Raw genomic sequence first — 11,863 nt, forward strand, 5'->3', positions numbered from 1 at the left:
GACACTAAAGCAACTTTTCAATGAGGATGAAAACTTGCTTTAGTGGCGAGATTTAGAGTGGGTTTATTCTTGAATTCGTTCGAGTTTTGCTAAATAAAAGCCATCAAAGCCGCTATCGGCAGGACTGATAGTTTCATCCTCGAGCAAGCGGAAATTGGGGTTTTCTGCTAAAAATGCATCCACTTGACCGCGGTTTTCACAGGGGAAAATCGAGCAAGTCGCGTACACCACAATGCCACCAACCTTCACCATGCGGCTGTAACTGCTCAGGATATGCTTTTGCAACTCCATCAACACCGGCAAACGCTCTGCAGTATCACGCCATTTCGCGTCGGGATTACGTTTTAATACCCCAAGGCCTGAACATGGCACATCGAGCAATACGCGATCGGCACTGAGTTTTAAGCGTTTAATGGTTTTAGACCCCACAATTAAACGTGTTTCGATATTGTGAGCGCCATTACGGCGGGCGCGCTCTTTGAGGTTGTCGAGTTTCCATTGCTCCACATCCATCGCCAACAAACGCCCTTTGCCCTGCATCTGTGCGGCAATATGCAAGGTTTTGCCACCCGCGCCCGCGCAGGCATCAATCACTCGCATACCTGGTTTAGCATCGAGCGCCGCAGCCACACGCTGTGAACCTGCATCCTGCTGCTCAAATAAACCGTCTTTAAAACAATTGGTACGGAACAGCGCCGAGTCAGAGGTGACCTCAAGGGCGGAATCAACACCATCAACCACTTTAGTCGACACAAATTCGGCCGCTAATTTTTGCGCTAATTCATCACGGCTGACCTTTAACCCATTGACCCGCAGGAAACGTTTCGGCGGCGTGCTTAAGGCGGCACGCTCCTTGTCCCAAGACGCGCCAAGTTGCGCTTGCCCCATGGCATCTAACCATTCAGGGCAACCGTCCCAGAGTACGGGTTGGTTTTGTGCCTGTTCGATTAGCTCGGCTAAACGCTCAGGATCCACGGGCAAGGAATACTGCATTTTGGGCAGTTCCAGCTTGTGGAATAAGTGCCACACATTAAGTAACTTAGAGCCTAAACGCTCCATTTCTTCCGGCTTGATTTCGGCTAAAAAACAGTAAAGATTTAAGCGTCGTAGAATATCGCCCGTCACAGTGGCAATACGCGCCTGTTCGGCGGGTACTAACTTTAATCCCGAAAAATGCTGAGAATAGGCCCGGTCTAAGGGTTTTCCTTCGCTTAGCACCATAGCTAAGATACTGATCACTAATTCATTCGAGCTGGCAGAAAGCGGAGAATTCAACATTTACAGGTCACCGTGAGTAATAAAACCGGGGGATCATAGGAGGTCAGGCACTAATACGCAAGTAAACAGATGCCCAGTTGCCCTTTCAGAGCAAAAAAGTCCAATAAAAAAGCGATCCGAGGGGATCGCTTTTATCGAAATGGCAAATGCCGTTACATTTTAGAGCCTTTTACCCCATAGAAGAGGATAAATCCGTAACACACCACAGGTAGAATAAAGGCGAGTTGAATGCCTAAGTTATCGGCCAACACACCTTGTAATAATGGCACGATCGCGCCACCCACAATGGCCAAACAGAGGATACCACTGCCCTGTGAGGTGTGTGGACCTAAGTCACGTAGCGCTAAGCTGAAAATGGTTGGGAACATAATCGAGTTAAATAATCCCACGCCCAAAATCGCCCACATCGCCAATGTGCCACTGCTGGTGATGGCCACAAGCACTAACAATGCGGCCATTAAGGCGTTGAAAGCGAGCACAGCGCCTGCGGGGATCTTCTGCATAACAGCCGAGCCAATAAATCGACCAACCATAGCACCGCCCCAGTAATAGGCGATGTAATGGGCCGCTTGCTCTTCAGGCATGCCGACAATGTGTGATTCACCAAGGAAGTTGACTAAGAAGCTACCAATCGAAACCTCTGCACCCACATAGACAAAAATTCCCACAGCGCCGAGCACTAAATGGGTGCTTTGTAGCGCGCTGGTTTTACCTAAATGGGTTTGAACCCCACCCGCAGCAGCTTCGGTATGTTCACGGATCACTGGCAAGTCGAGCTTAGCGAAAATCACTGCGAGTACGGCAAGGGCTGCTGCTAATAGTAAGTATGGCAGCTTAACCACTTCCGCTTCGGCATTGGCCTGCGCTAACTCGGAAGACGCAGTGGTCGCCACAGAAAGAATTAAAATCGAGCCAAAAAATGGCGCAACCGTCGTCCCTAAAGAGTTAAAGGCTTGAGTCAGGTTTAAGCGGCTCGATGCAGTCTCGCTACTGCCAAGCGCATTCACATAGGGGTTAGCCGCTACTTGTAAAATGGTGATCCCTGAGGCCAATACAAACAAGGCACCAAGGAACAAGCCATAGGTTGCAAGAGATGCAGCAGGATAAAACAAGCCACAACCGATACTCGCAATCACTAAACCTGTGACAATGCCCTTTTGATAACCGAGTCTTTTCACCAACTGACCAGCCGGAATCGACACCAGAAAATAAGCGCCAAAGAAACAAAACTGGATCAACATCGCTTGGGTGTAATTGAGTGAAAACACCGCCTTAAGATGAGGGATCAGAATATCGTTCAGACAAGTGATAAAACCCCACATAAAAAACAGTGAGGTTAATGAGACTAACGCGAAACGATAATTACCGTTTCCCGCCTCGCTCACGCTGCTCGTGTGGCTGCTGGTGTTTATAGATGACGCCATAGTTGTGCTCTCTAATCATGTTTTTATTATCTTAAGGGTATGTCCCTTAGGCGTTTTCGTACAACGACAGGCAGCCACAATCAGCTTGTATTGCCCGTCCGAACGAGTGTTATGCCGGTCGAAAACTAGTTCAACAGCGCATAAAAGCAGGCATAGGCCGAGAATGTCAATGTGTTAGCAACCCTTTGCGCAGTTTTCAAACCATGTCCCGTCAATTCTTGCTGTATGCGGAGCTGCTCCAGCGGCCACTGGATTTCTGTGTCCAATAGATTGAAACACACAAGGAGTTTCTGCTCACCCAGTGTACGCACAAACACCAACAAGGGCTCAGGTGCATCGAGAAACTCAATCTCCCCTTCAATCAAAATAGGATAGCCTTTACGCCACGCGAGGAATTGACGATAGCCCTGCAGCATAGATGCGGGATCGGCTTCCTGTACATCGACAGCCAGCGCTCGATGCTCTGTCGCCACAGGCAGCCATGGCGTCACTTGGCTAAAGCCAGCAAAGTCGGCGTGTTGCTCCCATGGCATAGGCGTACGACAACCATCACGGCCCTTAAACATCGGCCAGAAGGTTTTGCCGAAGGGATCCTGTAACTCATGGTACTCAATCGGTGCTTCAGTTAAGCCGAGTTCTTCCCCTTGATAACTACAGACACTGCCGCGAAGTGAGCTGAGCATAGCGTTGAGCATTTTCACCATATTGCGGGTTTGTTTGCCACGGCCCCAACGACTGGCGACGCGCTGCACATCATGGTTACCAATCGCCCAGCAAGGCCAACCATCACCAATACTCGCCTCTAGTTCCTCGACAGTTTGGCGAATATATGCGGCACTATAGTCATCGGTCAGCAGCTCAAAACTGTAGGCCATGTGTAAGCGATCTTCGCCCTTGGTATAGGCTGCCATTACGGCGAGTGAATCTTCGGCGGAGACTTCGCCTAAAGTCACAGCTCCCGGGTAACGATTGATCAGTTGGCGTAATTCTTCAATAAATAGGATCGTTTGCGGGCGGTCATTATTGTAGTAATGGTACTGATAGGCATAGGGATTATCTTCACTGAATCCGCGCCCCTGGCGTTTATCCTTAGGTTTTGCCGGATTATCCCGAAGCTGCTCATCATGATAACAGAAGGTAATAGCATCTAGGCGGAAACCATCGACGCCTTTTTTCAACCAAAACTCCACATTATCTAACACAGCTTGACGCACTTCAGGATTATGGAAGTTTATATCGGGCTGGCTGCGTAAAAAGTTGTGCAGATAATATTGTTGTCTGCGCGGTTCCCACTCCCAGGCGCAACCACCGAAAATCGCCAACCAGTTGTTTGGTGCAGTGCCATCTTCCTTAGGATCGGCCCACACATACCAATCGGCTTTTGGATTAGTGCGGCTCTCACGACTCTCACAAAACCAAGCATGCTGATCTGACGTATGGCTTAACACTTGGTCGATAATGACTTTAATGCCACGTTGATGGGCTTTTTCAATCAGCTCATCGAAATCCTGCATCGAGCCAAATAGCGGATCGACCTCACGATAGTCACTGATATCGTAACCAAAGTCGGCCATGGGCGATTTAAAGAAAGGCGAAATCCAAATGGCATCGACATTCAGGCTGGCAATATAGTCCAACTTAGTGATAATGCCGCGCAGATCGCCAACGCCATCACCATTAGTATCCAAAAGGCTACGTGGATAAATTTGATAGATCACGGCTCCACGCCACCAAGTTAACTCACTCATATTGCCCCTTTATCCTTATTCTTCAGCGCGCTAACCCAAAAACTCTCACATGAGCAGTTACAATCATGTTATTGCGGAGTAAAGGCGCTGCGGCTTGTATTAGTGGCAACGAGCATACGTGAACAGGGAAATAAGGTTCAATACGCCTGCATACGTATGCAAAACGGACTATGATTAGACTTGTCTGATAAATAATAAACTAACCCTTTACTAACATAAGGTTACATTGAATTAGCTGGAGATGAAATCGGACTTTTTTTGGGCAAAATCTCTGTTTTAGCGGGCGTATGACCTATTGAATACGTATGCACAATATTGTGACGCTAAGATTCTCGGGAGTAGTATCTTCACCGTTGCATAACAATTTGGTCATAAACGCAGCACTTATGCAGTCAATTAAGCGCCGAAATACCAAAAAATGCCGTAAAAACAATGCGGTAATAACAATAAAACGCTCTACATAAGCGGTAAAAAGCGACTTCAAGGGGAAGATAGAAATGATGCGATTTAAACCCAGCTTGCTGACCATAGCACTCGTTGCTGCTGGTGCCAGTATGCACTCCTACGCAGCAGATGATGTAAAAGAAAAAGACCTAAAAGCCAAAGATGCCGAAATTGAAGTAATCCAAGTTAAAGGCTTCAGAACCAGTGTTATCAAATCGCTCAATGAAAAACGTTTTGGCGATACCGTATCTGAATCTATCTCTGCCGACGATCTCGGCGCCCTACCCGACCAATCTATCGCCGATGCGTTGACCCGTTTACCCGGTGTAACTGCTGTACGTACAGGCGGCCAAGCGAGCGGCCTGAATATCCGTGGGCTCGATGGCGATTTCGTGTTTGCAACCCTCAATGGTCATGAACAAGTGACCACAGGCGGTAAACGCGCCATTGAGTTTGACCAATATCCATCCGAATTAATCAGTCAGGCGGCAGTTTATAAAACGCCTAAAGCTTCGCTGATCGAAGGCGGCGTGGCTGGTACGGTTGAATTAAAAACCGCCGATCCGCTGAAAAATGACAAAGACCAATCATTCAATATCAATGCCCGTGGCAGCTTTAATGATCGTGCGGATGAAATCTCCGACGCTGAGCAATATGGCAATCGTTTAAGCCTCGCCTACCAAGGTAAATTCCTCGAAGACACCTTAGGGGTTGCAGTGGGCTATGCGCACCTGTATCAACCTTACGTTGCAAGCCAATTCATCGGCTTACGTTTTAATGATGATAAAAAAGACGTTAACGCTGACGGCGTAACCGAAGCGATTAGCGAAGGCTTTGAACTGCAACAAAAAGGCGGTGACGATACCCGTGATGGTTATATGGCTGCGATCCATTGGCAACCGAGCGATAACCTGAGCGTAAAAGGCGATCTTTTCCACTCTAAATTTACCTCTGAAAACTTTGCCCGTGGTTTCCGCGTTAAGTCATTGAAAAATGGTACTATCAGTGATGCCGTTGTCGAAAACGGTTCAATGACGGGCGGCACAGTCTCTACCGATGGCACTGATAACTTTGCGGTTTTCGTGATCAACGATAACGACTCAAAATACTCAGAACTCACCTCAGGCTCTTTGAACCTTGAGTGGAATAATGGCGGCGCACTGACTGTTGCAGCCGATGTCAGCTATTCTAAAGCCGATGGTGAATTCGTTAACGGCGGTACTCGCGCCGTGTTGTACGATGATATTGGCAATGAAGTACGCTCTTCTGAATCAGTAACTTACCAACTGAATGGTTTAAGCCCTGCGGATGTCAGCTTTGCTAACGACTACACCAATACCTCGACTCTTGGCCTAAAAGAAGTCGGTATGTGGCCCTATAATCAGCAGAACGATCTGATTGCTTACAAACTCGATTTTAACTATGTCCTAGACACCAGTTTTGTCTCTTCCGTTGATTTTGGTGTGCGTTATGCCGAGCGTGAATTTAACGCACAGCGCTCACAGGCGGGTTACGGTTTTGAGTTTGGCAAAAACCCCGATAATCAACCGGTTCTCGCCCTCAATGGCGATATGGCCAAAGTAGTTGATTTTGGTGGTGAATTAGCGAGTTATCCAAGTTTCCTTGCCATTGACTTTAACAAAGCAATTGAACTGGTAAATGCACAACTCGCTGCAACTGGTCAGTCACCCTTTACCCCAACCGCTAACTGGTCAAATAACTGGACCATGATCCAAAGCGGCGCGGTCAATGAAGATGTATTAGCAGGCTACGTGCAAGCAAACTTAGACTTTGATATCGGTGATATTAAAGTCACAGGTAACCTAGGTATGCGTGTTGTTCACACAGATCAAAGCAGTACTGGTCTGCAACAAGTGGGTTATGGTCTAGGTGAAGCCATTACCGATGATCTGGGTGTAGTAAGCACGGATTATATCCGCAATAAAGTCGGTAAAACCTACACTGACTACCTACCGTCACTTAACTTGACCTTCCACCTGACTGAAAACGATCAACTGCGTTTTGCCGCAGCATCCGTGATGTCACGTCCACCAATTGATAAATTAAAGTCTGGCATGGGTTCTTGGTATGACGATTCCGCAACGCCAGGATATAAAAAGTACAACGCATGGGGTAACACCAGTCCGTTACTAGACCCTTTCTATGCGGATCAATATGACTTGTCCTATGAGCACTACTTTGAAGAGTCCGAAGGTGCGGTCGTAGTTGCCTTGTTCTATAAAGATATTAAATCTTTTATCAACAACTTCACTATTCAACCATTTGATTTTGAAGCGAATGGATTTATCGTGCCAGATACCATCGTTGACAATGGCGTAGAGTTCCCTGTCGTCAAAGATGAAGGTCAATATCAAACAGCCATCAACAACGATAAAGGCGGTTACATCCGTGGCATCGAGTTAGGCTATACCCAAGTGTTTGATTTCCTACCATCACCATTTGATGGCTTAGGCTTCACAGGTAGTTACTCTTACTCAGACAGTGAAGTGGAATTTACCACCGACTTAAGCGGCTCTAACCTGACCATTCCATTACCTGGACTTTCAGAAGATGTGCTGAATACCACACTGTTCTATACACTGGATGGATTCGATACCCGTGTGAGCATGAGATATCGTAGTAGCTATGTTTCAGAGCAAGTTGCGGTTGAATCTCAACTGGCATTCTTCGATGCGGAAACGATTGTGGATTATCAAGCCTCTTATGCACTGGATAACGGCCTTAAGTTCCTGTTCCAAATCAATAACCTCACCGACGAGCCAAATAAAACTTACTTTGGTGAAGAGCATCAAACCGGAACAATTCAATACTTCGGTAGACAATACTTCCTCGGTTTAACCTACTCTCTGTAAGTTATTGTTAAAAAAGCCTGCTTCACTTCGAAGCAGGCTTTTCATTTTTCCTATAACAAAAGTGAGATGACACGCCGCCATTTATTTCAAAAGTCACACTCGAAACATCACTATAAAAGGCCCATAGTATGATACGTCACAGTCTACTCTTCGCCCTTGTTTTAGCCGCATCATCATCCTTATCCACCTTGGTACACGCCAGCGATAGCCATATCAACAGTGCAGGATCTTTTCACCTCGAGCCCCTCTCTTGGTGGTCGGGGATGCATAATCCTAAGCTGCAATTGATGCTCCACAGCAGTGCCCTGCCTGCGTATGCTGCGCAGCTTAAGGTTGAGATTGTTGGCCAAGATGTGGTGTTTGAAGGGATTGAACAGACGGAGAATCCCCATTATTTGTTTATCAATTTAGACTTGAGCCAAGCCAAGCCGCAGACCTTTGACATCCGCATTCTCGATGGTGTCAAGCAGCTCTTACAACTGCCTTACACTTTAGCTGCTCGGGCTGATGGCAGCCGTGAGCGTCCAGGTTTTAGTAATAAAGATGTGATTTACCTTATCACCCCTGACCGATTCGCCAATGGCAACCCAAGCAATGACAATCAAGCCGATATGCTCGAGCATGCGGCACCAGAAAATTCCGATGGCCGCCATGGCGGTGATATCGAAGGCATTCGCCAGCACTTAGATTACTTAGTCAAATTAGGTGTCACTCAGCTGTGGATCAATCCTCTGCTTGAAAACAACCAAGCCCAATATTCCTACCATGGTTATGCTATTACCAATCTCTATCGGGTCGATCCGCGTTTTGGCAGCAATCAAGATTACCAAAGGTTAGTGACTGAGGCCAAACAGCATGGTCTTGGGGTGATTAAAGACGTAGTGCTTAACCATATCGGCTCAAACCACTGGTGGCTAAAGGATTTACCGAGCAGTGACTGGCTCAACTACCCGCAGCCGCCCGATGCAACAGATTCCAAAACGGCTCCCGCGGCCAGTTTTATCAGCCCCAGCTTTACCAGTCATAGACGCACCACAGTGCAAGATCCCTACGCCGACACACAGGATAAAAGTGACTTTGTCGACGGTTGGTTTGTCGATTCGATGCCCGATCTCAATCAGCGCAACCCAAAACTTGCGACTTATCTAATTCAAAACAGCATTTGGTGGGTGGAATATGCAGGGCTTTCGGGCATTCGCGAAGACACCTATTCCTACGCCGATAAAACCTTTTTAGCCCAATGGTCAAAGGCCTTAATGGCCGAATACCCACATTTTAATATTGTCGGCGAAGAGTGGACCGCCAACCCCATTACCGTTTCCTATTGGCAAAAAGGCAAAATCAATGCCGATGGCTATCGCTCGGATTTACCTAGCCTGATGGACTTTCCGCTCTATGAAAAGCTGGTTGAAAGCCTGAACGAGCCCGAAGGCTGGGATACAGGTTTTATCAAGCTTTACGGGATGTTAGCGAATGATGTGGTGTATGCTAACCCAAGCCAGTTAGTCCTCTTTGAAGGCAACCACGACACCAATCGGATTTATAGTCTGCTGAAAGAAAACCTGCCGCTGTACCAAATGGCCCTCACCTATGTGTTAACGGCCAAACGCATTCCACAGCTGTTTTACGGCACAGAAGTATTAATGACCAGCCCAACCGAAGGCCGCCACGACGGTGTAGTGCGTAGCGATTTTCCGGGTGGCTTTGCTAATAGCAAAGTCAACGGTTTTAGCGGTAAAGGGCTTAACGCAAAACAGCAGCAAGCGCTTGCGTTTGTGCGCCCCCTACTTAATTACCGTAAACATTCAGCCGCGCTGCAAACGGGCGATTTACTGCACTTTGTGCCGCAAAACGGCATTTATGTGCAATTTCGATGCGTTGCCAAACAGGCTGCAGCGGGCAATGCCTGCTACCAAGCCGATGCGGATAAAGTGATGGTGATTTACAACAAGAATGACCAAGCACAAACCCTAGATTTAAGCCGCTTTAGCAAGGTATTGGCGGGCAATAGCTCGGCTAACTCAGTCTTCACAGGGGATAAGTTCAAGCTGAATCAATCACTTGCCCTGCCCCATGCTGGCGTCATGCTGCTTGAACTCAATCATCAATAACCCATATTCAATGAAGCAGCTAAGCATGCTTACCTAACAGCGCGGCCAAACTACAGTTTGGCCGCCAAGTCAGTAAAGGAACCTAGGTTGAATTTTCTATTATCTAACAACAGCAAACGTGGCGCTTATCGCTGGCATCAGGGATTAACCCTACTGGCATTGACCAGCGTTAGTGCCTTTGGCGCTTTGGCCGCACAAGTAATCACCACTCAAACAATCACTACTCAAGCAACAGCGTTACAGGCAATGGCGGCTAAAACCATGTCTGCCAATCCAAATGTGGCCGAAGGCGAAATCCTGCCAGCCCATCACAATGGCGAGCAAGCAAACCAGTTTAAACCCGTGGTTTATCAAATTTTTACCCGCCTCTATGGCAATAAAAATGCCACCAATAAACCTTGGGGCACGATTAGCGAAAACGGCGTGGGTAAATTCAATAATATAGATGATACGGCGTTAAAAAGTATCAAAGACTTAGGCGTTACCCATGTGTGGTATACAGGTGTGCCCCACCACGCCTTAATTGGCGATTACAGTGCGATTGGCGTAAGTAACGATGATCCCGATGTGGTTAAAGGCCGCGCTGGTTCGCCCTATGCGGTTAAAGATTATTACAACGTAAACCCCGATTTAGCGGTCGATCCCGCAAAGCGTTTACAAGAGTTTCAGGCACTTATCACGCGCACCCACAAGCAAGGCTTAAAGGTGATTATCGATATAGTCCCCAACCATGTGGCACGTAATTATCATTCCATCACTAAGCCAGAAGGCGTGCGCGATTTTGGTGAAGACGATAATCAAGCCATTGAATATGCACAACATAATAACTTTTACTATGTGATTGATAAAAAACAATCCTCTGGCTTTCAAGTGCCCGATTTGCCTGATAGCCTCAAACCGTTAGGCGGTGAATCACATCCACTAACTAATGGCCAATTTAAAGAGATCCCCGCCAAATGGACGGGCAATGGCTCACGCTTCGCTAAGCCGGATATGAACGACTGGTATGAAACCGTTAAAATCAATTACGGTGTCCGCCCCGATGGCAGCCATGATTTCCCCGCACTTCCGCAACGCTATGCCACTCTCGACGCCGAGCAGCACTATTCTTTTTGGCAACAACATAGCCATGAATTACCCAACTCTTGGATCAAGTTCAATCAAATTGCCCAGTATTGGTTAGCAATGGGAGTCGATGGATTTCGTTACGATATGGCCGAAATGGTGCCCGTCGAGTTTTGGAGCTATTTAAATAGTCATATAAAACATAGTCATCCCGAAGCCTTTATCTTAGCCGAAGTCTATAACCCAGCGCTGTATCGCGACTATATTCAGCTTGGCAAAATGGACTACCTTTACGATAAAGTCGATCTTTACGACACCCTCAAAGCCATTATGGCTGGGCAAAAAAGTACTGCGCAGATCGCCGCAGACCAGGCCAAAGTGCAAGATATCGACTCGCACATGCTGCACTTTTTAGAAAACCACGACGAGCAGCGCATCGCCAATGCCGCCTTTTTAGGCGCCTTAACTGGTAACACCTCAACAGATGCGGTCGATCCCCGCTACGCCCTGCCTGCAATGGTGGTGTCAGCAACCTTAAGTACCTCACCCACCTTGATTTATTTTGGCCAAAAAGTAGGAGAAGCGGCGACGCAAAACCTAGGCTTTGGCCATGCATCACGCACCAGTATTTTTGATTATGCAGGCGTCCCCGCCCATCAGCGCTGGATGAATCAAGGTAAATTTGATGGTGGCCAATCAACCGCCACAGAAGTCGCGCTGCGCACCTATTACCAAAAATTATTGAACCTGAGCACGGGGAAAAATGCACCTGCACTCTTGGGGCAATATTACTCGCTGGATGAAACTAACCGCAGCGCGATATCGACCGCAAAGGTTAGTAATAAGGCGAACAATAAGACAAACAATGGCAGCGCAACGGGTTATGATGACTCAACCTTCGCCTTTGTCCGTTTTGAGGC

General features: G+C 47.4%; 6 protein-coding genes. 3 read left to right on the forward strand and 3 right to left on the reverse strand.

Annotated features, from left to right (window positions below; translation table 11 throughout):
- Positions 1-63: 63 nt before the first annotated feature.
- The 3 genes from ACK5NH_RS04370 to ACK5NH_RS04380 form a co-directional block, all read right to left on the reverse strand.
- Positions 64-1,278: an RsmB/NOP family class I SAM-dependent RNA methyltransferase gene (locus ACK5NH_RS04370; RefSeq protein ID WP_416917961.1), complete on the reverse strand. Its 1,215-nt coding sequence runs from the start codon at positions 1,276-1,278 to the stop codon at positions 64-66.
- 152 nt (positions 1,279-1,430) lie between these two features.
- A complete protein-coding gene (locus tag ACK5NH_RS04375) occupies positions 1,431-2,702 on the reverse strand; it encodes a sugar MFS transporter (protein ID WP_416917962.1) in 1,272 nt (423 codons plus the stop codon).
- A 125-nt stretch (positions 2,703-2,827) separates the two neighbouring features.
- A complete protein-coding gene (locus ACK5NH_RS04380; protein WP_416917963.1) occupies positions 2,828-4,450 on the reverse strand; it encodes an alpha-glucosidase in 1,623 nt (540 codons plus the stop codon).
- Between the two features lie 497 nt (positions 4,451-4,947).
- Between ACK5NH_RS04380 and ACK5NH_RS04385 the strand changes: the two genes are divergently transcribed.
- The 3 genes from ACK5NH_RS04385 to ACK5NH_RS04395 form a co-directional block, all read left to right on the forward strand.
- Entirely contained in the window at positions 4,948-7,767 is a 2,820-nt protein-coding gene (locus ACK5NH_RS04385; RefSeq protein WP_416917964.1) for a TonB-dependent receptor, read from the forward strand.
- A gap of 128 nt (positions 7,768-7,895) precedes the next feature.
- Complete coding sequence (locus ACK5NH_RS04390; protein WP_416917965.1) at positions 7,896-9,878, forward strand: glycoside hydrolase family 13 protein; 1,983 nt, start codon at positions 7,896-7,898, stop codon at positions 9,876-9,878.
- Between the two features lie 87 nt (positions 9,879-9,965).
- Positions 9,966-11,863 (forward strand): alpha-amylase family protein (locus tag ACK5NH_RS04395; RefSeq protein WP_416917966.1); only part of this gene is annotated, 1,898 nt, incomplete at its 3' end.

It is taken from the genome of Shewanella sp. (genome assembly GCF_047975355.1).
Lineage (GTDB): Bacteria > Pseudomonadota > Gammaproteobacteria > Enterobacterales > Shewanellaceae > Shewanella.